The sequence below is a fragment of the Desulfuromusa ferrireducens genome, assembly GCF_055389805.1.
Map to the genome: position 1 here is coordinate 1,933,396 of NZ_AP042415.1, position 22,947 is coordinate 1,956,342.

At 51.9% G+C, this 22,947-nt stretch carries 24 protein-coding genes; 11 read left to right on the forward strand and 13 right to left on the reverse strand.

What is annotated here, in order from left to right:
* The 5 genes from coxB to ACZ5PT_RS08790 are packed head-to-tail and all read right to left on the reverse strand — an operon-like array spanning window position 1 to window position 4,508.
* Complete coding sequence (gene coxB, locus ACZ5PT_RS08770) at window positions 1–1,215, reverse strand: cytochrome c oxidase subunit II (RefSeq protein ID WP_464266441.1); 1,215 nt, start codon at window positions 1,213–1,215, stop codon at window positions 1–3.
* A gap of 9 nt (window positions 1,216–1,224) precedes the next feature.
* A complete protein-coding gene (locus ACZ5PT_RS08775; RefSeq protein WP_464266442.1) occupies window positions 1,225–1,509 on the reverse strand; it encodes a cytochrome C oxidase subunit IV family protein in 285 nt (94 codons plus the stop codon).
* 8 nt (window positions 1,510–1,517) lie between these two features.
* Window positions 1,518–2,117, reverse strand: coding sequence for a cytochrome c oxidase subunit 3 family protein (locus ACZ5PT_RS08780; RefSeq protein ID WP_464266443.1), 600 nt, complete (start codon window positions 2,115–2,117; stop codon window positions 1,518–1,520).
* Entirely contained in the window at window positions 2,107–3,729 is a 1,623-nt protein-coding gene (locus ACZ5PT_RS08785) for a cytochrome c oxidase subunit I (protein WP_464266444.1), read from the reverse strand. The genes ACZ5PT_RS08780 and ACZ5PT_RS08785 overlap by 11 nt, the downstream gene beginning before the upstream one ends.
* Window positions 3,726–4,508 carry an SCO family protein gene (locus ACZ5PT_RS08790; RefSeq protein WP_464266445.1) on the reverse strand — a complete coding sequence of 261 codons (783 nt, stop codon included), beginning with the start codon at window positions 4,506–4,508 and terminating at the stop codon, window positions 3,726–3,728. The genes ACZ5PT_RS08785 and ACZ5PT_RS08790 overlap by 4 nt, the downstream gene beginning before the upstream one ends.
* A 203-nt stretch (window positions 4,509–4,711) precedes the next feature.
* On the opposite strand from ACZ5PT_RS08790, the gene ACZ5PT_RS08795 reads away from it, so the two are divergent.
* The 4 genes from ACZ5PT_RS08795 to ACZ5PT_RS08810 are packed head-to-tail and all read left to right on the forward strand — an operon-like array spanning window position 4,712 to window position 6,932.
* Complete coding sequence (locus ACZ5PT_RS08795) at window positions 4,712–4,906, forward strand: SlyX family protein (RefSeq protein WP_464266446.1); 195 nt, start codon at window positions 4,712–4,714, stop codon at window positions 4,904–4,906.
* A complete protein-coding gene (locus ACZ5PT_RS08800; protein ID WP_464266447.1) occupies window positions 4,899–5,435 on the forward strand; it encodes a rhodanese-like domain-containing protein in 537 nt (178 codons plus the stop codon). The genes ACZ5PT_RS08795 and ACZ5PT_RS08800 overlap by 8 nt, the downstream gene beginning before the upstream one ends.
* On the forward strand, window positions 5,432–5,881 hold the full coding sequence (locus tag ACZ5PT_RS08805; protein WP_464266448.1) for a MauE/DoxX family redox-associated membrane protein: 450 nt from the start codon (window positions 5,432–5,434) through the stop codon (window positions 5,879–5,881). Before ACZ5PT_RS08800 ends, ACZ5PT_RS08805 begins: the two co-directional genes overlap by 4 nt.
* Window positions 5,871–6,932, forward strand: a complete 1,062-nt coding sequence (locus ACZ5PT_RS08810) for a KamA family radical SAM protein (protein ID WP_464266449.1) — start codon at window positions 5,871–5,873, stop codon at window positions 6,930–6,932. Before ACZ5PT_RS08805 ends, ACZ5PT_RS08810 begins: the two co-directional genes overlap by 11 nt.
* Before the next feature lie 8 nt (window positions 6,933–6,940).
* On the opposite strand, the gene ACZ5PT_RS08815 is transcribed toward ACZ5PT_RS08810, so the two are convergent.
* Complete coding sequence (locus ACZ5PT_RS08815; protein ID WP_464266450.1) at window positions 6,941–9,466, reverse strand: response regulator; 2,526 nt, start codon at window positions 9,464–9,466, stop codon at window positions 6,941–6,943.
* Window positions 9,467–9,762: 296 nt separating this feature from the next.
* Here ACZ5PT_RS08815 and ACZ5PT_RS08820 point away from each other — a divergent pair, with 296 nt between their 5' ends.
* Window positions 9,763–10,764: a 4Fe-4S binding protein gene (locus ACZ5PT_RS08820; RefSeq protein ID WP_464266451.1), complete on the forward strand. Its 1,002-nt coding sequence runs from the start codon at window positions 9,763–9,765 to the stop codon at window positions 10,762–10,764.
* A gap of 2 nt (window positions 10,765–10,766) precedes the next feature.
* On the opposite strand, the gene ACZ5PT_RS08825 is transcribed toward ACZ5PT_RS08820, so the two are convergent.
* Window positions 10,767–11,792, reverse strand: coding sequence for a radical SAM/SPASM domain-containing protein (locus ACZ5PT_RS08825; protein WP_464266452.1), 1,026 nt, complete (start codon window positions 11,790–11,792; stop codon window positions 10,767–10,769).
* Window positions 11,793–11,857: 65 nt separating this feature from the next.
* Here ACZ5PT_RS08825 and ACZ5PT_RS08830 point away from each other — a divergent pair, with 65 nt between their 5' ends.
* From ACZ5PT_RS08830 to ACZ5PT_RS08840, 3 genes are all read left to right on the forward strand, one after another.
* Window positions 11,858–12,337, forward strand: coding sequence for a cupin domain-containing protein (locus ACZ5PT_RS08830; protein WP_464266453.1), 480 nt, complete (start codon window positions 11,858–11,860; stop codon window positions 12,335–12,337).
* Between the two features lie 408 nt (window positions 12,338–12,745).
* Window positions 12,746–14,416, forward strand: coding sequence for a biosynthetic-type acetolactate synthase large subunit (gene ilvB, locus ACZ5PT_RS08835; protein ID WP_464266454.1), 1,671 nt, complete (start codon window positions 12,746–12,748; stop codon window positions 14,414–14,416).
* A gap of 246 nt (window positions 14,417–14,662) precedes the next feature.
* The gene (locus ACZ5PT_RS08840; RefSeq protein WP_464266455.1) at window positions 14,663–16,156 is read left to right on the forward strand and encodes a helicase HerA-like domain-containing protein; all 1,494 of its coding nucleotides are present in this window, start codon (window positions 14,663–14,665) and stop codon (window positions 16,154–16,156) included.
* Between the two features lie 87 nt (window positions 16,157–16,243).
* On the opposite strand, the gene ACZ5PT_RS08845 is transcribed toward ACZ5PT_RS08840, so the two are convergent.
* The gene (locus ACZ5PT_RS08845) at window positions 16,244–17,575 is read right to left on the reverse strand and encodes a TMEM143 family protein (RefSeq protein ID WP_464266456.1); all 1,332 of its coding nucleotides are present in this window, start codon (window positions 17,573–17,575) and stop codon (window positions 16,244–16,246) included.
* A gap of 85 nt (window positions 17,576–17,660) precedes the next feature.
* Window positions 17,661–17,996 (reverse strand): YegP family protein, encoded by a 336-nt coding sequence (locus tag ACZ5PT_RS08850; protein WP_464266457.1) that lies wholly within the window; start codon window positions 17,994–17,996, stop codon window positions 17,661–17,663.
* A 392-nt stretch (window positions 17,997–18,388) separates the two neighbouring features.
* Here ACZ5PT_RS08850 and ACZ5PT_RS08855 point away from each other — a divergent pair, with 392 nt between their 5' ends.
* Complete coding sequence (locus ACZ5PT_RS08855; protein ID WP_464266458.1) at window positions 18,389–19,141, forward strand: alpha/beta hydrolase; 753 nt, start codon at window positions 18,389–18,391, stop codon at window positions 19,139–19,141.
* A gap of 97 nt (window positions 19,142–19,238) precedes the next feature.
* A complete protein-coding gene (locus tag ACZ5PT_RS08860) occupies window positions 19,239–19,418 on the forward strand; it encodes a hypothetical protein (RefSeq protein ID WP_464266459.1) in 180 nt (59 codons plus the stop codon).
* A 31-nt stretch (window positions 19,419–19,449) separates the two neighbouring features.
* Here the strand turns inward: ACZ5PT_RS08860 and ACZ5PT_RS08865 are convergent, their stop codons facing one another.
* Window positions 19,450–20,346: a LysR substrate-binding domain-containing protein gene (locus ACZ5PT_RS08865; RefSeq protein ID WP_464266460.1), complete on the reverse strand. Its 897-nt coding sequence runs from the start codon at window positions 20,344–20,346 to the stop codon at window positions 19,450–19,452.
* Between the two features lie 121 nt (window positions 20,347–20,467).
* Here ACZ5PT_RS08865 and ACZ5PT_RS08870 point away from each other — a divergent pair, with 121 nt between their 5' ends.
* Window positions 20,468–20,716 carry a DUF1127 domain-containing protein gene (locus ACZ5PT_RS08870; protein WP_464266461.1) on the forward strand — a complete coding sequence of 83 codons (249 nt, stop codon included), beginning with the start codon at window positions 20,468–20,470 and terminating at the stop codon, window positions 20,714–20,716.
* A 68-nt stretch (window positions 20,717–20,784) separates the two neighbouring features.
* Here ACZ5PT_RS08870 and ACZ5PT_RS08875 read toward each other — a convergent pair whose 3' ends face one another.
* The 3 genes from ACZ5PT_RS08875 to ACZ5PT_RS08885 are packed head-to-tail and all read right to left on the reverse strand — an operon-like array spanning window position 20,785 to window position 22,938.
* Window positions 20,785–21,363 (reverse strand): NUDIX hydrolase, encoded by a 579-nt coding sequence (locus ACZ5PT_RS08875; protein WP_464266462.1) that lies wholly within the window; start codon window positions 21,361–21,363, stop codon window positions 20,785–20,787.
* A 52-nt stretch (window positions 21,364–21,415) separates the two neighbouring features.
* On the reverse strand, window positions 21,416–21,982 hold the full coding sequence (locus tag ACZ5PT_RS08880) for an elongation factor P (RefSeq protein WP_464266463.1): 567 nt from the start codon (window positions 21,980–21,982) through the stop codon (window positions 21,416–21,418).
* Between the two features lie 32 nt (window positions 21,983–22,014).
* Window positions 22,015–22,938, reverse strand: a complete 924-nt coding sequence (locus tag ACZ5PT_RS08885; RefSeq protein ID WP_464266464.1) for a patatin-like phospholipase family protein — start codon at window positions 22,936–22,938, stop codon at window positions 22,015–22,017.
* Window positions 22,939–22,947: the final 9 nt, after the last annotated feature.

A 22,947-nucleotide genomic window follows, 5' to 3' on the forward strand; every position in this document is an offset into this window, starting at 1 on the left:
CTATTGCTGCAACAAATGCTGAATGATGGCGTCAAGCTCTGCCTCGGAAAGATAATTCGCAGCTGGCATAATCGGCGGATAGCCCTTAACCAGATCGGCATTCGGTGTTACCAGGGCACGCCGCAGATATCCGGAATCGATTGCAATTGTCAGTTCACTGCCATCACGAGTGATGGTGACTTGCCGTTGACCGAGCCCTTTAAATGTTGGCGCAATTCCCTGACTGCCGTCGGAAGGGTGGCAGCCGAGGCAGCCATTGTCTTCCAGGAGTTGTCGCGCATCCAGCATTGGTGTCGGTTCGCTCGCCAGCTTGCCAAGCAGGTAATCGACGACCGCCTGTAGATCCTCTTCGCTGATCGCGTCGGTATCGTAAGGGGGCATCATCGGATCGTAGCCCTCGACAAGTTCTACCTCTGGATCGCGAATAGCCCTGCGCAGGTAATCTTCATCAATATTCTGTTCTTGGGTCTTTCCGTTGGCGACTATCTTGCGTTTTTGTCCGACGAGCTGAAACAGGCTGGGGGCGATGCCCTCACTGCCGTCGAGGCTGTGGCAACCGGTACAGCCAAGTTCATTGAGGACTATCAAGCCTCTTGGTTCTGATGACAGTAGTTGCGGTCGAGACCAGTTGGCGTACTCGGTTTCGCTCAAGGCTTCGACGCTGGTGGTCATGTCGGAGTGGCCGACGCCGCAATACTCGGCACAGAAAATGTCATAACTGCCAGCTTCTGTCGCTTGGAACCAGACGTAGGTCTCCATCCCTGGCACGGTGTCGCGTTTGACCCGGAAGGCTGGGACAAAAAAACTGTGCAGTACGTCAGTCGAGGAGAGCATAACCTTGATCGGCTTGTTGATCGGCACATAGAGCTTGCTGGTACGACGCCCATCCGGGTATTCAAACTGCCAGGACCACATGCGGGCAGTTGCTTTGATTTCCAGTGCGTCTGGGGGAACCTCCCGCAGACCGACATAATTGGTCCAGCCGTACCAGAACATGGTCAACACAATCAGCGTCGGCAATAGGGTCCAGATGGCTTCCAGCCACAAGTTGCCGTGGCAATCCGAGGTTGGTTCCGGGTATTTGGAACGGCGGTATTTGACTACCAGATAAATGGTCGCAACGGTGATTCCCAGCAGCAACAACAGCGAGAAACCGAAAATATAGATCAGCACATTGTCGACGGCTTGGGCCGTCGGATTGCTCAGCGGATTCACAAATCTCTCCTAACGGTAGAGCACATCAAAAAAGGTCAGGCCGATGAAAATTGCCAGGATCGTCAACATTACCAATAGGCCGATTTTAAACAGTTTTGATTCCTGACGCAGATGCATGAAGACAAATATCACCAGGCTGGATTTAATCGAGGCGACCCCCAGTGCGACCCAAATGTTCCAGTGGCCGAGGTCTATCCGTGAGACAGCGATGGTTATTCCGGTCAGTATCAGCAGGGCGATCCAGATCAGGATAAAGGTCCGGTAGGGAACCGGTTCGTGGCTATGTTCCGACATGGTTCACCTCACAGAATCAAATAGTAGAGCGGAAACAGGAAGATCCACACCAGGTCAACCAGGTGCCAATAGAGCGCGCTGTTTTCCAAGAGGGTATAGCGCTCGCTGGTGACCTTATCCTTGGCGGTCATGACCGCCACCACAGCGATCAGCGTTGCGCCGATCAGCACATGCAGACCATGCAGGCCGGCGGTGAAATAGTAGAGATTGAAAAACACGGTAATCCCCGGCCCCATTTCAGCCAGCTGCTCCGAGCCCGGGTAGATGCCATGGGCGATCTCTGCCGACCACTCAAAGTATTTGTTGATCAAAAACACAATGGCGAGCACAATCGTGGCTGCACAAAGGGTCAGGGTTTGTTTTTTGCGCCCCATTTGGACAGCGCTGACTGCCAGGGCGATGGTTAGACTGCTGGTCAGTAACACCAAGGTATTGATGCTGCCGAAGTAAATGTTCAGTTTGTGGCTTGCCTGACTGAACTGTTCCGGATAGTTGCTCAGCGAGACGGCATAAAGAATGAACAGGCCGCTAAAAAGGATCACTTCTGTGTAGAGAAAAAGCCACATGCCGAAGCGGTCCCCGGTATCGTCACGATGCTCAATACTCATCGGCAACCACTCCTTTGAATTCGTAAGGTCCTTTGGTCACGACCGGATCTTGTTCGCCGAAATTTTCCAGCGGCGGTGGGGAGGGGATGGACCATTCCAGGGTTGCTCCACCCCAGGGGTTATTGCCGACGGGCACTCCTTTGCGGATCCCCTGCCAGAGATTCACAAACATGATGATCAGTCCGGCGGCCATAAACCAGGAGCCGATGGTGGAAACCAGATTCAGGGTATGGAAATCGGGCAGATAGTCGTAGTAACGACGGGGCATCCCCTGGACGCCGACCGCTTGCATCGCCATATAGGTGATGTTGAAGCCGACGAACAGCAGCGCCCAGCCGATCGCCGCAACCTTGTGGTTGTACATGCGGCCGGTGAATTTCGGTAACCAGAAATGCATGGCACCAAAAAGGGCGAAGCCACCACCACCGAACATGACATAGTGGAAATGTCCGACCACAAAGGTGGTGTCATGCAGGTGGATGTCACTGGCCGCGGCGCCCAAGGCAAGACCGCCCAGGCCACCGATGGCAAAATTGAAAATAAATGCCAGTGCGTACAGCATTGGCGGTGCCAGTTCGATGGAGCCCTTATAGAGGGTCGACACCCAGTTGAAAACTTTAATGGCGCTGGGAATGGCCACGATGAAAGTCAGAAATGAGAAAACCAGAATCGCCATGTCACTCATGCCGCTGGCGTACATATGGTGCGCCCAGACCAGCGAACCGGCAAAGGCGATCGCCAGACTAGAAAGGGCCATCGCCCAGTAGCCGAACAGCGGCTTGCGGGCGAAGGTTGGAATCACTTCGGAGATCACGCCCATGCCCGGCAGGATCATGATGTAGACCGCCGGGTGTGAATAGATCCAGAATAGGTGCTGGAAGAGGATCGGATCACCGCCTTTTGCCGCATCGAACAACCCGGCGCCAAACGTTCGCTCCAGGATTACCAAGACCAGAGTAATGCCAATCATCGGTGTTGCCAGAACCTGAATCCAGGCGGTGGCGTAGAGGGTCCAGACGAACAGCGGCAGCCGCCCCCAGTGCATCCCCTCGCAGCGCAAACGGTGGACGGTAGTGACGAAATTGATGCCGGTAAGGATGGAGGAAAAGCCGAGCATGAAAGCGGCGAACGCTGCCAGGTTGACATTGGTGGTGGTCTGGGTGCTAAAAGGGACGTAGAAGGTCCAGCCGGTGTCCGGGACACCTCCGCCACCAAAAATGGCAAACAGGACCAGCACCAGACCGGCCATGTAACAGTACCAAGAGAGCAGGTTGAGCTTGGGGAAGGAGACATCCCTGGCGCCGATGTGAATCGGTAGCAGCAGATTGCCGAACGCGGCCGGAATGCTCGGGATGAGGAACATGAAAATCATGATAATACCATGAACCGTGAATGTCGCATTGTAGGTCTGCGGCCCCATGATCGTCGGCCCCGGGGCGATCAGCTCCAGGCGGAGAGCCAGGCCGAGGGCGGCAGCAACTATAAACATGCTGATGATACAGCAGAGATACATGATCCCGATCCGTTTATGGTCGGTGGTCAACAGCCAGCCGAGGATGCCCGGTCGGGGACTCTCTTGCCAGAAACCGGTGTAGGTTGTGGTCTTACTCATGGTTTCTTCTTTCTACCGCTGCAGATTAAGAAAAGTAAGAAGGAGCCGAGGGTCAGCAGAATGACGGTGCCGCTGACCCGTAGCAGGTTGAAGACATAACGTCGCCCTTCCGGGTCGTAGCTGAAGCAGAATTCCAGCGCCTTGCGAATCGGCGTGCCGATGCGCCCTTCGCTGGCTTCAAATAAAGCCATCGAAAGATCCAGGGGCATGAAACGTCGGCCGATCAGGTAACGGACAATGGTGCCGTCGGCGGTGACGACGAAGGAAGCGACCGGATGGAGAAACTCTTCCCCTTCTTTTTTAAAGAAGTAGCCGGCCGCATCGGTCAGTTTTAGAATGTTCTCTTGGGTTCCGGTCAGGAAATGCCAGGATTCTGCTGGAAAAGGGGCTTGAATGGCGGTTAAATAGGTTTTTTTGTTGTGTGCCGCCAGGGCAACCGTTTCCTCTGGATCGATGCTAAAAGCGACAATATTGTAATCTTCACCGGCGGCTAAGCGCAGCTCGGGGAGGGCTTTCGCTAGACCACCGAGCATGAAGTTGCAAACACTGCGGCAGTCGTAGTAAACCGGGACCAGCAGGGTCGGGCGATCAATCAGCTGCTTGAGCTGCACGGCTTCCCCGGTCGAATTGGTGAAAGTCAGATTAAGGGGGATTTTCTCGCCGAGGTTCTCCACCAGTTCGACCCGCTCCTGCTGATTCGTTTCCGCTGTCGCAATATTGCCCCCGAATGCCGAGGTCGATAAAATAAATAGCAGTGGTATAAGTAGGCTGAAGCGCACGGTAGGTGTTCTCCTCAGGGGTGACTGAGCAAAATAAGGGAATGATGCAAAGGCAAAATTGCGTGAATTGCGTTTAAGTTTACCGGGGTTGGCTGGATTTGTAAATCATCCCTCGCTGAATAGAAAAGATGAGTTGGCAAGAACCTGACTGCGCGTTATAACATGTTCCTGAATCCGTGAGTTTTTTATAGGAGTGACCGATTATGCTTGAAGATCTGCAGCAACGCATTACCGACCTGGAAATTGGTTTTAGTCATCAGTCGCAGCTGGTTGATGAATTGAACGAGGTGGTTACAGACTGTAACCTGCGCATCGATCGCCTGCAGAAGGAAAATCAGCGTTTGCGGGAAATGCTGCAGAGCCTCTCTCCCGCAATGGAAGAGTCACCCGATGAGTAAGGTGCAGATCAGCCCGACTTTGCAGCGGATTCTATTGGAGGCGTTGATCCTTTGCGCACTCGCGCTGACGATCGGACTGACTTTCAACTATCAGCTGGTGATGAACGCCTTTACCGGCAAGACCGTCGCTGTCCCTTCGGCAATAAAGACTGCTGTCGAGAATTCGAACTCAACGGCCGTGCTTGAACAACAGTTCCCTGATCCCGTTGAGCTGGATGAGCTGGACGAACTGTTAGCTGCAGGGGCCCTGCTGGTGGATGCCCGTAATCGGGATGATTATCGAACCAGTCATCTGGCCGGGGCCGTTCTGCTGCCACTCGGCGAGGTTGATGCCCTGCTGACCGATTTTATGCGCCAAGTGCCGAAAGACCGGGTTTTGATCCTCTATTGTAACGGTTTCGGTTGCCCCGACTCTTTCGATTTAGGAGTGCGTCTGCTTGCCGCTGGCTACCTGCAGGTGCGGGTTTTTGAGGGCGGTTTTCCGCAGTGGCGTGACGAAGGGCGGCCGCTGGAGGAGGGGGACAAATGAAGTTGTTGGCAACCATCATCTATCATGTCAGTCGGCTCGTTCTAGCCGCGGTATTTATTTATGCCGGTTTTGTCAAAGCCGATGATCTGGTCACTTTTGCCGGGCAGGTCGCCAATTATCAGCTTCTGCCGTATGCCTGGAATTATCTGGTTGCGGCGACTCTGCCTTATCTGGAACTGCTTTGTGGAATGTTGCTGCTCCTCAATCAACGCGTGCGGCCAGCGGTTCTGGTGTTGTTTTTCTTGAACCTGATCTTTATGTTGGCCTTAAGCTCAGTGATCGCGCGGGGACTCGATATCGATTGTGGTTGTTTTAATCCTGGCGCTGAAACGAAAACCAGCCCTTTGATGGCTCTCTGGCGCGATGCGGGTCTGTTGTTGTTGATGATTTCAACCTGGATGCTGCGCTATCGTCAGTACTCGCCCGAGGCCGACGATGGCGAATGAGCCCTGGCAGCAAGCATTAAAACAGAGCATTACCAGTCCCCAGCAATTGGCGGAGCTTTTCGCTTTTGACCCGCAGCCGCTCGAGGCCGTCGCGAACCGCTATCCGATGCGCATCACCCCACACTATCTGGGGCTGATCGAAGCGGTCGGCGATCCGATTTGGCGACAATGTGTGCCCGATATCCGCGAACTGCGTGACGAGGGGCTGTTTGACCCGCTTGGCGAAGAGGATCTTTCGCCGGTGTCGACGGTGGTGCATCGCTATCCGGACCGGGTTATTTTTCTCGCCTCTGGCAGTTGTGCCAGTTATTGCCGTTTCTGCACCCGTAAGCGCAAAGTCGGGTGCGCCGATATGTCTCTCAGTTTTCGCGAGCTGCGCGAAGGGATCGACTACATCGCTGCAACGCCGCAGATCCGTGATGTCATCCTATCCGGTGGTGATCCGCTGCTGTTACCCGATTCAGTGCTGGGAGATCTGCTGAGCCGGATTCAGGCAATCCCGCACGTCGAAATGATTCGTATCGGCAGTCGCGTTCCGGTGACTTTGCCGGAGCGGATAACGGACAAACTCTGCGCTCTGCTAAAACGTTTTGCGCCGCTCTATCTCAATACCCATTTCAACCATCCCCGCGAGCTGACGGCCCAGTCGGCAACGGCCTGCGCCAAGCTAGCTGATGCCGGGGTTCCCCTCGGTAATCAGACCGTGCTGCTCCGTAAAGTGAATGATGATCCACAGATTATGGCTGAGCTGTTTCGTGGTCTGTTGAAGATTCGAGTGCGCCCCTATTATCTGCACCAAATGGATCTGGCCTTTGGCACATCCCATTTTAGGACTTCTGTTGATAAAGGGCTTGAGATAATGAAAACACTGCGTGGCCCGGTGTCGGGCCTTGCCTCTCCACACTATGTGATTGACCTGCCTGGAGGTAAAGGGAAGATCCCTTTGGTGCCAGAGTATGTCGAACGGCATGGTGAAACCCTGCGGATTCGGACCTCTGCTGGTGAGTCGATCGACTATCCCGATATCGGCAATTTCAGCAGGAAAACTTAGTTGTGTTATCAGTCGGCCAACGCGCTAGATATTTTTCTGTCGTTTGACAGCGTGTCGATGGCCTGCTGCAGCGCTTTTAACTGGTAGGGCTTCTGTAAACAGGCTGAGATCCCTTTAGCGGTGAAATTTAGGACACATTCTTGTTGGCTGTAACCGCTGGCCAGTATGATCCTGATTTCTGGATCTATCTGGCGTAACTGCTGGGCAGCTCCATCCCCATTGAGTTTCGGCATGGTCAGGTCCATCAAAACAAAATCGATTTGTCCCTTAAATCGCCGATATTCTGCCAAGGCTTCTACGCCATCGCTTGCAGTCAGTACCTTATACCCCAGCTCTTCGAGCATTGCCTGAACGGTTTTACGGATGGCTTCCTCGTCATCTACCAGTAAAACTAATCCACTCTCCTTCTTGTTACTTATCGTTGTCTGCGGACTTAAGGCTGCAACCGGCAGTGACGATGCCGGGAACAGGATCCTGAAGGTCGATCCATTTTCAGGTTTGCTGCTGATATTTATCGTTCCTCTGTGGCCACGGACAATGCCTTGGACTGCCGCGAGCCCGAGACCACGACCGGTAAATTTGGTGGTAAAAAAGGGTTCAAAAATGTTGTCGAGGGTTGTTTGATCCATGCCGGCCCCATTATCAGACACTTCGATATATACATAGTTCCCGGTGGGCAGTTCATCTGCGTGCCAACAATCCTTCAGGTAGCTGACGTTACAAGCAGTGACCCCGGTGGTGATATCGACAATGCCATCCTTTTCGTCGATTGCTTCTGAAGCGTTGATCACCAAGTTCATGATAATTTGCTGAATCTGCGTGGCATCGGCTTCGATGCTGGGGGTTTTTTCGCTGAGATGGTAAATCAGCTGAACTTTTTTGGAGATCGAGACTTGCAGCATCTGCTGCATTTCTACAACGGTACGGGTTAAATCGAGGGGTACGATCAAGAAATTTCCTTTGCCGGAATAGGCCAGCATTTGATTTGCAAGATTCGCCGCCTTGCTGGCGGCTTGCTTGACCTGTTGCAGATATTTTAGCGCGGGAGATTCCTCCGGAAGCCGTCTTTGCGCCAATTCCGTGTTGCCCATGACGGCCATCAAAATATTATTAAAATCGTGGGCGATACCTCCGGCCAAGACACCGAGGCTTTCAAGTTTCTGGGTGTGGAGCATTTTCTGTTCTATTTGCAGCTGTTCTTCTTGGAGCCGATTGCGCTCGGTGTTATCGATAAAGGTCGCTAGAAAATCCTCGTCCAAGGTGATCCCGGATATTTCAACGTCGCGGACCCTTCCGTTGTTGCAGGTGATCTGATATTCGATCGGTTCGATATCCCTGCCCTGTTTCCTGGCTCTGGTTACGGCCAAGTGCCAGGTTCTGGTGACCCAGGAACGATATTCTTTGTCAGGGTAGGCACGTGGCCACCAATCGTCCAGGATCGGAATGTCTTTTAAGGTGTAACCAAACATCTGGATAAAACGGTCATTGATATAGCTGACTGTCCCATCTTGTTTTACAAGACAGAGGGGGATCGGGATCAGTTTAAACAAACTCCTGAAGCGTTGTTCGCTTTGTTGCAGGCTGTTGGTTTTTGCCTTGACCGATCGCCGCAGTATGATGACGAACCCGGCGAGAATCAGTGCCGCTGTCAGGCTCAACAGGATCAGGCTGGTCAGCCACGCTGGAAGTTCTCGCGACCCCGATGAATACTGATTCATCCAGTAGTCAACACGCTGATGGTAATAGGAGCTTTTGTTTTCTTTGAGCCGTTTGAAGTGTTTGTCGAGGATTGAGACGAGCTGTGGTGTCGCTCCCTTTGGCGCGGCAATCCTGATCTTTACCGGAGAGAAAAAAATATGTGTTTTATCAATGGCAAAATCGCCCTCGATGCGTTGTGCATGGACTTGGGCGCTGATGCCGGCATCACTTTCCCCCTGTTCCATGGCGGCGAAGACATCTATAAATTCATCCACTTCTATGATTTCTGCATGGATGGCGAACTGGTCGAGCAGGGTGCGAAATCCCTCCAGATAGATACTTCCTCTCAGGGCGCTGACCCGTTTCCCTTCGAGGTCAAAGATACTGTCCAGGGTTTTTCCCTTTGGAGTGTAAGTAACACCCCAGTCGAGAAAGAGGAATTCATCTGAAAAATCAAATAGTTTTGCCCGCTCTTTTGTATAGGCAATGTTGGGCAGTAGATCGATTTCCCCTTTTTGCAGTCGGTGAAAACATTCATCCCAGGTTCCTGGAATAAATTCTAACGTCCATCCTTCCAGTTTAGCCAAATGTTCGAGCATTTCGACCCAGAGTCCTTGTGCACCCTGATGATCATCGAAAAAAATTAGCGGTTCATAGCTGTAAACCCCGACTTTAAGATGAGTCGGTTCAGCTGCCTGAAGTGGCGAAGAGATGATCAGCAACAAAAGAAAAATTAAGGATATGATCCTGCGCCAAGCGAGGTTGCGGAGGCTGGTATTAAGATTATGAGGTTCAGGGGACAAGGGAGCTGCTTTGCCTGGAGATACGATCACCATTATCTTCCTATCTTTGGCTGCTGCTGAAGTCGACCATTTAAGTAGGTTGAGAGAATACTACTTCGGATTGAGGGTGTGCGTCCACGACTGAAAATTAATTATACACGAGACTGGCAACGTTGTTATTTTTCAGGAATACAGTTTGATCGCGATAGGTAAATGGATCATTAGAAAAGTTCAGCTATTTAGAAACATCGGTTATTATTCTGCAATAAATGAGTGCGAGACGCTTAATTTCCCCCCCCACTTTGACTCAGGTCATGTTTTCGCAATTGGGATTTCGGTATAAAGTTTCTATGAAAAATTCAAATATTTGGTCTAAAGCGGTCCGCTGGCGTTTGTTGGTCCAGTGGCTTTTTCTCGGTTGGTGCCTGTTTCTTGGAATCCAATTTTCCCTCTTTGTCCGCCATTTCGAAACCTTTGGCCAGCAGCCATATTATGGGCGACCGCCGGGAGTGGAAGGTTTTTTGCCGATCGGTGCTTTGGTCAGTTTAAAAGCCTGGCTCACCAGCGGATATTTCGACCGAGTTCACCCGGCAGCATTGGTGCTGTTTCTTACTTTTTTGGCGATGTCGTTATTGGCGCGCAAGTCTTTCTGCTCCTGGCTCTGTCCGGTGGGGACCATGGAAGAAGGGCTCTGGAAGCTCGGGCGGAAATTTCTTGGTCGGAATTTCCACCTCTGGCGTTGGCTTGATCTGCTGCTGCGGGTCAGCAAGTATGCGCTGCTGCTGTTTTTCGCCAAACTGGTGTTGCTTGATATGCCGAGTATGGCTTTGCAGGGGTTTCTCAAGGCACCCTACTGGGCGATTGCCGACATCAAGATGCTCCACTTTTTCACCAGCATGTCGACCACAAGTGTGCTGGTGATCCTGCTTTTAGCGGTGTTGTCGGTTTTTTATCAAAACTTCTGGTGTCGCTACCTCTGTCCCTATGGGGCATTGCTTGGCTTGCTCAGTTTTTTCAGTCCGTTGAAAGTTCGTCGGGAGCAGAGTTCCTGCACCGATTGCGGTGCCTGCAGCCGTGCTTGTCCGGCGCAGATCAAGGTGCAGCAGAAACGTGCGGTTTGTACCGCGGAATGCACCGGTTGCCTGACCTGTGTCGACCATTGTCCCGAACCGAGCACACTTTCGATCGGTTTCTGGCGCCGGCCGTTACCGGCCTGGAGCTTTGCATTGGTCGTTCTGCTGTTGTTCGGCAGTGGAGTTCTGTTCGGTATGCTCAGTGGGCACTGGGAAACCAGTTTGAGCTATGTCGATTATCAGCGTCTGGTGCCAATGGCTTCGCGCTTTGGTCACTGATTTTAATTCAATATTGTTGACAAGTTGCCAAGCTTGACACCATTACGTCCCTGGATTGTTTTTAGTAATCCCCTGAAAGTTTGGTGGTTTGGGTGCCCTGCAAGGTGGACAGCTCGTTGTGCGAAATCACTTCGACTGAAGGTTCCCCAGTTGACCAACTGGCTCAGGTAAAGATCCGCCTTGCAGCTTCTGGCCAACCCGATCAGCAGGGGGATTTCCCGCCAATTGTTCTCTTGCACGACCATGCTTAAGGTCAGCTTGGTGTCGACTCCAGCGAGAAAATCCAGATTTCGTAGCAGCAGAGAATAATCACCCCCCGGCCTATTGAGCAGATAGGTCGCTTCGCTCGCAGCATCAATCGAAACCTCAATCTCACTGACCAGTGGCTGCAATTTCGGCAGGCTGTGCCACATCTTTTCTGTTAACCGTTGCCCATTGGTATGCAAGCGGACTTGCTGTAGTTGCGGGAAATCGGTTTGGTTAAGTTTCCTCAGCAGTGCCAGATAGGTCGGGCTGCCAAAGGGATCACCAAAGCCACTGAGGGTGATGCAGCTGGCCTCCGGTATCAGTCCTTTCAGCAGGATGGTACTGATTTTCTCTGCTCGTTGTAATTCCTCGCCCTGCGCTTTTAGCATCTGGTCGCGACAGCTAAGGCAGGAAAGATTGCAACTGTAATCGAAGCAGAGATTAAGTTTTGTCGGCAGAAAGTCTAAGCGGCTGGTTCCGGTTTTTAGCGCTGTTGTCGCTCTATTCTCGTCCGCGTGGTTTGGCGGGCAGAGCGGCCCGCTATTGTTGCGCAGATGGGGACAGCGACTGCGGCTACAATTGTGAAAACTGCCGTTGATAATGCTTTTGCGGATCTCCTGTGCCACCGGGCCGTTCCAGATTTCGTCGATCGATTGCTGGAGCAGATTGCCCACCGAGCGTTTCAACCAGGCGGGGCAACAAAGAAAAACGCTCCCGTCTGGATGCACCTCGAACCACTCAAAGGGGCGGCTGCAGAATGGTTGTTGTTCTGATAAAATCAAAGAGTTCTCCGAAAGCCATAAAACTGTCATTAATTACTGACTGTGCTTTTTCGAGGAGTTTTAACATGCATCCGCGCGCACAACAACTGATCGAAAAATTGTCCCTGCAGCCCCACCCAGAAGGAGGTTACTACCGCGAGGTCTACCGCTCCGAATTGCAGGTTCATTCAGCGGCTGTCGATAACCTGCGCAGTGCCATGACCGATATCTATTTTCTGTTGCCCGCCGGGCAGGTCAGTCGCTGGCATCGGGTGGCACATGACGAATTGTGGAATTTCTACGAGGGCGCGCCACTTTCATTACTGCAACTGAGTTCGGACTTACTCGATTTACAGCAATATTGTCTTGATCCGAACTGTGCCCGTTATAAACAAATGATCCCGGCAGGTTGCTGGCAAGCGGCGAAAACTCAAGGCGATTTTACCTTGGTCGGTTGTACGGTTGCTCCGGGTTTCGATTTTAGTGATTTTAGGATGTTGAAGGATCTGCCCACACGGGCGGCACATGTTTATCAACATTACCCAGACCTTACGGAATTTGTCTGAGGTTTTCAGTAATGTTCCTTGACGCTAGCGCTTGAGCTGATTTTATTACGCTATGATTTCCCCTGTGGTCATTGGTGAAGAGATGTCGTGGAAATATCTTAGATTTCAGCTTCTTCACTTTTCTTAGATAGCTGACCGTAGATGCGATGATTTCCTATTGACAGCGACTTTGCCGCTCGGGTAGAGTTCCAACCTCAAGGAGCTAAAACAATGTTTCGACCTTTTTCGCATATAACTTTGCTACTGGTAGTTGTAGTCGTCACCTGACGACTCGCGGCTACCTCGGTTCAATTCACCAAGAATTGAAAGGGAGCTCGGGTCACTTACCCTGCTCCCTTTTCTTATAGTTGAAAAGGCCGCGGGGCAACGATCCGCGGCCTGTTTTGTTTTATATTCAAGGAGTATGACATGAAAACTGGAGCACAGATTTTACTCGACTGCCTCAAGCAGGAAGGGGTAGACACCATTTTCGGCTATCCTGGAGGGCGGTCGCTGATGGTTCACGATGCGTTGCTGGATGACCAGGATCTTCGCCATATTCTGGTGCGTCACGAGCAGGGGGCGGCACACGCCGCCGACGGTTATGCTCGGACCACTGGCAAGGTTGGTGTCTGCTTGACGACTTCGGGCCCTGGCGCTACCAACCTGGTGACCGGTATTGCCACGGCTTACATGGATTCGGTGCCGATGGTCGCTCTGACCTGCCAAGTGCCCACTGCTGAAATCGGCAACGATGCCTTTCAGGAGGCCGACATGGCCGGGATCACCCGGCCGATTACCAAGCATAACTACGTGGTAACTGACATCAAGGATTTGGCGCGAATTATCCACGAAGCCTTCTATATTGCCCGAACCCGTCGTCCGGGGCCGGTACTGATCGATCTGCCGAGTGACGTCCTCGGTGGAAAGATCAAGCCTGTTGCGGCCGAACCCGTTACGCGGCGTGGTTATCAGGAAAAACCGACCCTGAACCTGAAGCAGATCAAGCGCGCCGCAGATATGATCAATAAAGCCAAGCGGCCGCTGATTTATGCCGGTGGTGGTATTACCCTGTCTAACTCTTCCGACAAGTTGCGGGCTGTTGCCGAAAAAGGCCAGATCCCGGTGACGCATACACTGATGGGGATCGGTATTATGGATCCTAAGTCGCCACTGTCGGTCGGGATGCTCGGCATGTATGGCGCATGGTACGCCAATATGGCGGTCGGCGAGTGTGATTGTCTGATCGCCATCGGTGTGCGTTTTGACGATCGGGTGACCGGCAAGGTCGCAAGTTTCGCGCCGAAAGCCAAAATTATCCATTTTGATATCGATCCCACCAGCATCCGGAAGGTGGTGCAGGGTGGGCTGCCAATTGTTTGCGATGCCGAAGAGGCGCTCGACCAGTTGATCGACCTGATTGATGTGCGCGATCAGAGTGACTGGCTGGCGCAAATTGACGAGTATCGAGAGAAGGGTCCGTTGCCGCGCCCCGAACGTGATCACTTGGTGCCGCACGAGGTGATGGAGGCAATTTCCGCCGTCGCGGGCGACACCCCGGTGGTGGCCTCCGATGTTGGTCTGTCGCAGATGTGGACCGCTAACTACCTGCCGTTTGCCGGGCCACGCCAGTACATCACCAGCGGTGGTTTGGGCACCATGGGATACGCATTGCCAGCGGCGATGGGAGCTGCGCTTGGCAACCCTGATCGGCCGATCTTTGCCATCAACGGCGACGGCGCTTTCCAGATGAACTGTCAGGAACTGGCAACCTGCGCTCAGTATCAGATTCCGGTCAAATGTATAATCCTTAATAATGGCAAGCTGGGGATGGTACGGCAGTTCCAAAAGGTGCTCCTCGATAAACGCTATGCTTCAACCTGTCTTGGTCACCACGTTGATTTCTGCATGGTTGCCGAAGGTTTCGGGGTCAAGGCAATACGGGTTAAAAATAAAGACGATCTGCAGTCGGCCTTGCAACAAGCGGTCGACACGCCTGGCCCGGTGGTGGTGGAGGTGCCGATCCATCCGGACACTTACGCGTTTCCCATGGTGCTGCCAGGAAACGATGCGACGCAGATGGTGTTCGAAGGCGATTGACACACAGGGCCAAGCCTACTGAAGGCTTGGAGCTTTTTTGCTGCCTGAGGGCAGAGACTGACGAAAAGGGCAGGGGCGGATATTGATTGCGTCTCTGCCCTTTTTATCTTCCCCCTCTATACAACTCCCTGCTAAATGCGATAGTGCTGGCTTCTCCACGTCTGCCCGGCAAGCAGAAAAATCTCCGCTATACTTAACTTCCGCTCACGCCACTCATTAAGCAGCGTCTTTCTGTAGGAGTTAAAGATGACTCGCCCGGCAATAAATCTTGGTGGCAGCAAGGGGTTTTTGGTTCAACAGTTGGCTGGTATGAGTAATCGCCATGGTTTGGTCGCCGGAGCGACAGGAACCGGTAAAACCGTGACCCTGCAGGTCTTGATCGAGGGATTTTCCAAACTCGGTGTGCCGGTCTTTGCCGTTGACATCAAAGGGGATCTTTCCGGGCTGGCGGCCAGTGGTAAACCGCACCCGAAGATCGATGAGCGGTTGGCGCAAATTCCGCTGCCCAATTATCGTCAGCAGCCTAGCCCGACGCTGTTCTGGAGTATCGATAACGACAAGGGTGTTCCGGTACGGACGACCATTTCCGAAATGGGCCCGCTGCTGCTGTCCAATCTGTTGGAACTCAACGAAACCCAGTCGGGACTGCTCTACGCCGCTTTTGAAATTGCCGATGATGATGGCATGTTGCTGCTCGATCTGAAGGATTTACGTTCGCTGCTCAACTGGATGGGCGAAAATTCAGATGACTTACGCAGTGAGTACGGAAATATTACAGCGAGCAGCATCGGCGCCATCCAGCGTCGTTTGATGGTGCTCGAAGAGCAGGGCGCCGATCTCTTTTTCGGTGAACCGGCACTGCAACTCAAGGATCTTCTGCACTGTGATTTCTCCGGTCGTGGAGTTGTCAGCCTGCTCGATGCCAGTACTCTGATCCATCGTTCTCCGCGGGTTTATTCAGCTTTCTTACTCTGGCTGCTGGCGGAATTGTTCGAGCAGTTGCCAGAATCCGGTGATGCCGAACTGCCCAAGCTGGTGCTGTTTTTTGATGAGGCGCATCTGCTGTTTGATGATGCCTCGAAAAGTCTGCTCGATAGAGTTGAACAGGTGGTACGCCTGATCCGCTCCAAAGGGGTCGGCATCTATTTTATCAGCCAGAGTCCGCTCGACATCCCCGAGGACATTCTTGGTCAGTTGGGGATGAAGATTCAGCATGCCTTGCGCGCTTTTACCCCCAAAGATCGAAAAACGGTCAAGGCGGTTGCCGCCTCTTTCCGACCCAACCCGGCCTTTGTCACCGAAGACGTAGTGACCCAACTGGGCATCGGCGAGGCGCTGGTTTCGGTGCTGGATAAAGATGGCAGCCCGACGCCGGTCGAGCAGACCTTGATTGCGCCGCCGGAAGGCCAGATTGGCCCGATCAGTGACGCCGAACGAGCGGCGCTGATTTCTCGTTCTCCGGTCGCTGCAAGTTATCAACAGGGTATCGATCGTGAATCGGCCTACGAGCTGTTAAAGAAAAAGGCCGCCGCAGCAGCCGAGCAGGATGCGGCTGAACGGGCTCAGTTGGAATTAGATAAAAAAGAAAAACAGGCTGTCCGAAGAACCAAGAGCGGCGGGGGCTCCCGAAGGCAGGGCACGGCTGAGGCGATGATGAAAAGCGCCGCGCGTTCCATCGGCAGTCAGCTCGGTCGGCAGATTATCCGTGGTGTGCTCGGCTCGATCTTCGGTCGGCGCTGAAATACTGTTGAGATTTTTTTTCAAATAGAAAGGCTCAATTCAAATGGTGGGGGATGCCGTCCTGATAGCGGTTTTGCCTTGCCGTCATTAATCGTTGGCATAGGCAAAGGCATTATCCCAAATGTAATCTAGCAGCTGCTTTGCTTCGCTTAAGGGGAGCACCTGCAATCTGCCATCGGTCTGTTCGGTAAGCAGCGCTCGTTTGCATTGTCCGTTCGCACCAGCGGGTAGCTCTGCCTGCAATTCGGTCAGGTTCTGCAGCGTCTTTTGCAGATCGAAATCAATTTTGGCTCCAAAGTTTGTGTGCATCCAACCCTCAATTTTATGATCCAGCTTGGTTCGGTCAAGTGCTGTTGCAGCGGTCAGCAGATGATAGTAAACCAGAATCACCTCCTTGCAGAGTTCCTCTTCGGCGGCATCAGTCAGGCTGTAGAGGACCCCTTCATTGGAAACCAAATTTTTAAAGAATAGGGTGTCGGTGACGGTTTTCAGGAATTTGAGGCGCTTGCTTTTATATTTGGTGTATTGCCGCACGGCAAAACCGCCCAGCGTTGCGCCGATCGACAAGACTGCGATCAGTAGCGGATAGATGTTGGCGGAACCATCGGTTTTAAAGCCGAAGCGTGCAGTGATCTCCGGCCCCATGATGACCAGGAGTACCGCTGCTATCAGTAGCCCCAGACTGGGCAATACTTTGAGGGTCAGCGGGATTGCCGCACCCAGTGCCGGTAACAGCAGCAAGAGGCGATCCTTCCAAGTCATGCTGACTTCAACATTGGGGAACAGCAATTCCAGATCGTTAGCCGGAATGTTTTTATACAGGTAGAGGTAGACCTTTCCGGGGACGAAACCGAGTTCTTCGAGCCGCTGCTGTTTGGCTTCGAAGTGGCTCAGATCGCGAAACTTCAGCAATACCGCGACGCGCTCATAATTGTCGATGATATGCTGTTTTTTCTGCAGAAAACGCTTTACGGTAATGGTTTTCTGTCCCGCTCCGCGACAATAGAACATGACCTGTGAAAAATCAGTAAAGTCGACTTTTGTTTGCAGGGGGATCAGGGTTGTCGCCTGGAAGGACTGTTCAAGCTCCTGTTGCGACAATAGGTTGTAGTTGGCTTTTTCGAGCAGCCCGGAAAAATCTGTATCAAGCTGATCCGCACTTTGTTGTGAGCGTGTCGCTGATAGTGTTGTGCGTCTGGTTTCCGCATCGGGGTTATAGGGCGCGTAATTTTCTTTGAGCCGTTCCAGTAAGCTGTGTGCGCGAAAATGATAAAACGTGGCCAAAATCTGGCAGAATTCTTTGAACTGGTCGGCAGCTTGCGCGTCGAGTTGCCGATCATTCAAGCAGAGTTCAATTAACTCACTGCGGCGAAAGGAGATAAATGTTTCAAGCTTGATCTTTGCCGCTTCAATCGTCATCGTCTTTTTATGCCTTTTGGGCAAGAAAAGGGCTGCAGGAAGGCCCCGCAGCCCGGAGTGAAATCATTGTTGTTTGCTAACGCTCTCATTCGAGGAGTTCGTCAATCCTGGCTTCCGTGGCACTCTTTTTCACCGATGCAATGCCATTTTCCATTGCTGCTTCTGATTTATAAAAGCCGCTTTTACCGATAACCTGATGGTTTTTCGCTTTGAGTGTGAAAAATGGTTTATCACTGCTACTGATCTTACGTTCGAAGAGAGAATCATCGGTGGCATTTTTTTGCACCGATTCCGCGCCGTTGATGGCGCCGGACTTGGCTTTGTACATCTGGCTGGTCAAAATGACTTCCCCGTTGCCCGCTTTGAGATTGAAAAAAAAGTTACCGTTTTTTGCCGCCTTGATTTCGAATTTACTGGCCATTTCTTTACCTCTTCATGAAAGTTGGTTATCCCTCCATGGCATAAATCAGTAAGTCAATAAGACCGCTTAAGTGGAAGTCTGTATGGCGGTTTATTCTTCTCATGCCGAATGGCAGCGTGCAAGTCGACTTAATAAATACTAAATCTCCCGTTATTTCGACGCTGCAGTCTGTAATTAGAGCAGTTTTTCGGCAAGTTTCAAGAATTGCTGTGTGTATTGCTGGAGAAAAACCTTTTATCTTCCGTTGCCCTGTGAAAAACATTGTGCCCCGCCAATAGCTGACATATAAGAGAGTTTATCCTTCTTCTGAATGAAAAAAATACGCAACCGGGGGCGAGCCCCTTTTGTCCGCACGTTTATTCGGCGTTTTCGCTTTTGTCACGGAGTTTTTCATGTCGAACGACCTGCTCAATCACCGTCTGATCAGCGAACGTTACTTCTTTCCGCGTCAGGGATCTTTCGCCGATCCGTTGTGGGTCGATTGCGGCGATGCTCAGTTGGCCTGTAGTTACCATGAAATCGACCCACAGGCGAAGACTGTGGTGCATTTTCATGGCAATGGCGAAATTGTCGACGACTGGCAGGGGGATTTCGTCGATTTGATTCGGCAGATGGGTTGTAATTGCTTTCTTGCAGAACTGCGTGGCTACGGACAATCGAGCGGGCAACCACAGCTTGGGAAGATGCTTGATGATGTGATCCCGACGATTGCTGCGCTCGGCAGGCCGGCAACTGAGCTGATATTTTTCGGCCGCAGTGTCGGTTCGATCTTCGCCATTGAAGCAGCGGCTAAATTTCCCGAAGCGGCTGGACTGATTCTGGAAAGCGGCGTCGCTGATGTGCTGGAGAGGTTATTGTTGCGGGTCCATCCACAGGAGTTGGGTTGTGATTCTGTCGCACTGGCTGCGGCTGTAGATGCAAGTATCAATCATCGCCAGAAAATGTCCAACTACCGCGGCCCGCTACTGGTGATGCACACTGAACATGATGGTCTGGTCGATGTCACTCACGGGCAGCGACTGCACGATTGGGCTTGTGGGAAGAAGATTATAAAAATTTTCCCCCAGGGAAATCATAACGACATCATGTTTGTGAATGCACGGGAGTATTTTCAGCTGATCGCTAACTTTATAGGCTCTTTGTAGGGCCGGGCTTTCATATCGACATTTAGCGTTTGCTCAAATCTTGTTTTTTTGTCCGAAATTAAACCTGTTTTGAACGACCATCGAGTTATTAATCCGTATGATGATTATTTTAACCGGACCTGCTTGTCTCTTCAGTTTTTATCTCGCCTACCTTTGCTATCGGGCTGACAGCTACCGGCATACCGTGGTCTTGACGGCATTTGCCTTCGTTATGCTCTTTCTCACCATTGGCTTAGTCTGGGCCGGATATTACACTTGGATGGAGCTTAAGGTCTAAGTTGTTTCATTCTCATAGCTATGGCGTTCTTTTAAGCGGTTTTTCCTTGCCGTTCCGTGGTTCCTTCAGCACCGGTCCCAAAAGCCTTGGCAATATGCTCGGTCAACGAGTCGACGATACAGTTGTTTGCTTCCGGGTTGTGGTGCAACAGGAATGAAGCGTTCCCCAGTGGAGGAAATCCTTCTTCCGCGGTCAGTTGGCGCATACCGGGCGGAATAATACTCTGGCTGATTGCGGTAATTGCCAGGCCGGCGATGACAGCCGCTTGCAGCCCCATGATGCTTTCGCTGGTGTAAGCAATCCAGTAGCTGATGTCGGCGCTTTCCAACGCATTGATTGCCCATTCACGACAGTAGCATTCATCCGGGAATAGAGCTAATGGCAGCGGGGATTCCTCATGCTGAAAATGCTGTTCAGATGTCGCCCAAACCATCGGGTCACGTTGTAATAGCAAGGTGTTTTCAACATCGGATGTCGCCGAGGTGGTCATTGCCAAATCAAGTTCCCGGCGTTGCATCCGTTTTTTCAATTGATGACTCGGTTCGCAGGTCACCTCGACCTGCACTCGTGGATGGGTACGAGAAAATCCGGCGAGAATCTCTGGCAGAAAGCGGGTGGCATAATCATCTGGCAGCCCGATGCGTACCCAACCGGATAACTCGGGGCGCTGCAGCAGAGAAACTGCTTCTTCGTTCAACTTAAGGATTCGACGAGCGTAAGTAAGCAAGGTCAAGCCATCGGCGGTCAGCTTTGAATTGCGGCTGTCCCGTTTGAATAACGATTTCCCGACCAACTCTTCGAGTCGTTTGATCTGCATGCTCACGGCGGATTGGGTCCGGTGGATTTGTTCGGCGGCTTGGCTGAAGCTGCCGCAATCGGCAATAGCGATAAATGTTCGCAAAAGTTCGGTCGGCAGATTGATCAACATGTATTCTCCATACATCAATAAAATTGATAATAAGTATAAGAACAATTCGTTTGATTGATCAAGCGCTTTATTTCATAGTACCCCTATTCGATCAACAATTTCTTTCGAAGGGGGCAGACCTATGATTCTGGACCAATGTGAACAGCAGTGTCTACAACGGCCGGTTAATGGTTTTTGGCAGCGCTTCGGACATTTACTACAGCGAATTGGAAAGAAGATTGAGCGTTGGGCGCAACTTGCTCAGCAATGCCGGCAACTGCGCGAGATGGACGACCGAATGCTCAAGGATATCGGCTTGAGTCGTAGTGATGTCGATCGCTTCGCCGGGCGACGGTGGTTTTGGGATGATCCGCAACAACGTGACGAGTAGGATGTAGAGCGTTTAAAGCGTTCAAGCAAAAGATAATTGCTGTGGAAATGCGAGCAGTTGTTTGCCGCCTAAGTTTTTTTCTCGATCAAGGTGAAAAAGTTTTCCAGCAGGCGGTAGCTGATTCCCCAAAGAAAGTGGTCACAATAGCCGTCCAGATCGATGGTCGGGTGGCTTTGGGTTGAACCACGGTATTCAAAACTCGTCTGCTTACGGCGTTCTTGATCGAGTAGCAGATTCAATGGAACCCAGAACGTGTTGACCACCTCACCATTTAATTTCAGTTGTGGCTTGTCGACTAGCAGGTAAACAAAACAGGAAATCTGCACCGGCAGGTAGGCACCGCTGAGGCGGTCTAATTGTCCGAGATATTGCTCTGCTTGGAGTTGCAGGCCAATCTCCTCCCAGACTTCGCGCTCCGCCGCCTGTTGTGGGCCACTGTCCTCGCTCTCAATTCCACCACCGGGAAAGGCCACGTCCCCCGACCAGGGATCCCCCTCATATTCTGCTCGGCGCACAAAGAGTAGTTCCACTCCGGCGTTTCCCTGGGTCAGCAGCATAGCGACCGCCGCTTGGCGCTGCTGTGGATTTTCCAGCGCCTCTGGCTGGTGATTCTGTAATTCAGTTTTAATCTGTTTAATCGTCAGCATCGTTTTTTTTTGTATAAAGATGGGGCAAGCATGGCCTGCCCCTTTTTAACGCTCAGGCCCGGGAGACAAAACGGCATTCCCGCGTATCAACTTTAATTTTTTCTCCGGTTTCCAGGTAGCCTGGAACTTGGACGGTAATCCCGGTTTCCAGTAGGGCCTCTTTGGTTTGTGCAGTTGCTGTGGCATTTTTTATTGCCGGGGCCGTTTCGCTGACCAGCAGTTCGACGACTTGCGGAACCTCCAGGGTGATCACTTGTTCGTTGTAGACACCCAGGGTTACTTCGGCTCCTTCGAGGATATAGCCGCGAACTTCTGCATAAAGCTCGTCGCCGATTTCATACTGCTCATAACTTTCGGCATCCATGAAAACGCCTTGATCGTCGGCAGCCGCGTAAAGAAATTGACCCTTGCGGCGGCCAAAATCGGCTTCGTCGATGCGATCGCCGGCTTTAAAGGTTTTGTTTAAAACATTGCTGGTCAACATGTTGCGGTATTTGGTTTTGACCAGAGTGCTGCCGCCACGCGCTGTGGGGGATTGCTGGCTGACATCCATCACCATGCAGGGAGCACCGTCAAGTTGGAAGACCAATCCTTTGCGTAAGTCACTTGCATTAATCATCTATATGTTCTCCTTTAGAATCTTCAGTAGGGTCAACTCGTAAAAAAGCTCTTTTTTCTACGTGGTTCTTTCATTTTTAACAAGGCTTTTATTTCGGAGAGTCGCTCTAGTGTGGCCAGGCGTCCATTGGCAATGATTTCATCCGCTCGGCTGAAATCGGCCCAGTGAGTAATGCCGACAGACGGGCAGATAACCAGATCGGCTTGCTGTATTTGCAGGTTTGACAGCGCATTTCGGGCCGCGGCATCGGCCCGAAAGACAATATCCAGCCCGCTGTTTGCTTCGCCGGGATCGCCCAAATCGCAGCCAACGTCGACGGCGATGACGATATCTGCTCCCATATCTCTTGCTGGTTGCACCGGTACCGCGTCAATCCAACCGCCGTCGACCAGTTTCGTGCCCTGGAAATCGACCGGTGGGAGAATCCCGGGCAGAGCACTGGTTGCGGAAATGGCGGTGCGCAAAGAACCGTGATCAATGACCACCTCTTTGCCGCTGATCAAGTCGAGAGCAATGGCTGCAAAGGGAAGCTTGGTATCTTCAATGTTGATGTCGGGAAGCAAAAATTCAAAGCTTTTATCGCGGGTTTCCTGTGAGACAAATGAAACCATCGTCATTGCCAGGGTAAAGAAGATTTTTTTGCGGGCGAGTTGCGAGAAGCGGAAAAAAAGCCCCTCGCCATCAATGTTGTTTTTGCGTTCAATAACAAAATCAAGTCGAGCCTTACGGAAAATATCACTCTTTAAATACTCTAAAAGCTTGTCATGCAAGGGGTCAATCCTTGGATCTGAAGCATACATGGCACCAATGATCGCACCCATGCTGGTACCAGTGATCAAGTCGACCGGGACTTCGGCCTCTTCGAGGGCTTGAAGAACCCCGATATGGGCCAAGCCACGTGCCGCCCCGCCGCCAAGAGCTAGACCAACGCGTTTTTTGCCGAACCATCTGAGCATTTTATCTGT

Excerpts from the sequence above, each read along its gene's own strand:
- ACZ5PT_RS08775 (WP_464266442.1), bottom strand. The coding sequence starts at position 1,509 with ATGTCGGAACATAGCCACGAACCGGTTCCCTACCGGACCTTTATCCTG.
- ACZ5PT_RS08780 (WP_464266443.1), bottom strand. The coding sequence starts at position 2,117 with ATGAGTATTGAGCATCGTGACGATACCGGGGACCGCTTCGGCATGTGG.
- ACZ5PT_RS08785 (WP_464266444.1), bottom strand. The coding sequence starts at position 3,729 with ATGAGTAAGACCACAACCTACACCGGTTTCTGGCAAGAGAGTCCCCGA.
- ACZ5PT_RS08795 (WP_464266446.1), top strand. The coding sequence starts at position 4,712 with ATGCTTGAAGATCTGCAGCAACGCATTACCGACCTGGAAATTGGTTTT.
- ACZ5PT_RS08800 (WP_464266447.1), top strand. The coding sequence starts at position 4,899 with ATGAGTAAGGTGCAGATCAGCCCGACTTTGCAGCGGATTCTATTGGAG.
- ACZ5PT_RS08805 (WP_464266448.1), top strand. The coding sequence starts at position 5,432 with ATGAAGTTGTTGGCAACCATCATCTATCATGTCAGTCGGCTCGTTCTA.
- ACZ5PT_RS08810 (WP_464266449.1), top strand. The coding sequence starts at position 5,871 with ATGGCGAATGAGCCCTGGCAGCAAGCATTAAAACAGAGCATTACCAGT.
- ACZ5PT_RS08815 (WP_464266450.1), bottom strand. The coding sequence starts at position 9,466 with ATGGTGATCGTATCTCCAGGCAAAGCAGCTCCCTTGTCCCCTGAACCT.
- ACZ5PT_RS08820 (WP_464266451.1), top strand. The coding sequence starts at position 9,763 with ATGAAAAATTCAAATATTTGGTCTAAAGCGGTCCGCTGGCGTTTGTTG.
- ACZ5PT_RS08830 (WP_464266453.1), top strand. The coding sequence starts at position 11,858 with ATGCATCCGCGCGCACAACAACTGATCGAAAAATTGTCCCTGCAGCCC.
- ilvB (WP_464266454.1), top strand. The coding sequence starts at position 12,746 with ATGAAAACTGGAGCACAGATTTTACTCGACTGCCTCAAGCAGGAAGGG.
- ACZ5PT_RS08840 (WP_464266455.1), top strand. The coding sequence starts at position 14,663 with ATGACTCGCCCGGCAATAAATCTTGGTGGCAGCAAGGGGTTTTTGGTT.
- ACZ5PT_RS08845 (WP_464266456.1), bottom strand. The coding sequence starts at position 17,575 with ATGACGATTGAAGCGGCAAAGATCAAGCTTGAAACATTTATCTCCTTT.
- ACZ5PT_RS08850 (WP_464266457.1), bottom strand. The coding sequence starts at position 17,996 with ATGGCCAGTAAATTCGAAATCAAGGCGGCAAAAAACGGTAACTTTTTT.
- ACZ5PT_RS08855 (WP_464266458.1), top strand. The coding sequence starts at position 18,389 with ATGTCGAACGACCTGCTCAATCACCGTCTGATCAGCGAACGTTACTTC.
- ACZ5PT_RS08860 (WP_464266459.1), top strand. The coding sequence starts at position 19,239 with ATGATGATTATTTTAACCGGACCTGCTTGTCTCTTCAGTTTTTATCTC.
- ACZ5PT_RS08865 (WP_464266460.1), bottom strand. The coding sequence starts at position 20,346 with ATGTTGATCAATCTGCCGACCGAACTTTTGCGAACATTTATCGCTATT.
- ACZ5PT_RS08870 (WP_464266461.1), top strand. The coding sequence starts at position 20,468 with ATGATTCTGGACCAATGTGAACAGCAGTGTCTACAACGGCCGGTTAAT.
- ACZ5PT_RS08875 (WP_464266462.1), bottom strand. The coding sequence starts at position 21,363 with ATGCTGACGATTAAACAGATTAAAACTGAATTACAGAATCACCAGCCA.
- ACZ5PT_RS08880 (WP_464266463.1), bottom strand. The coding sequence starts at position 21,982 with ATGATTAATGCAAGTGACTTACGCAAAGGATTGGTCTTCCAACTTGAC.
- ACZ5PT_RS08885 (WP_464266464.1), bottom strand. The coding sequence starts at position 22,938 with ATGCTCAGATGGTTCGGCAAAAAACGCGTTGGTCTAGCTCTTGGCGGC.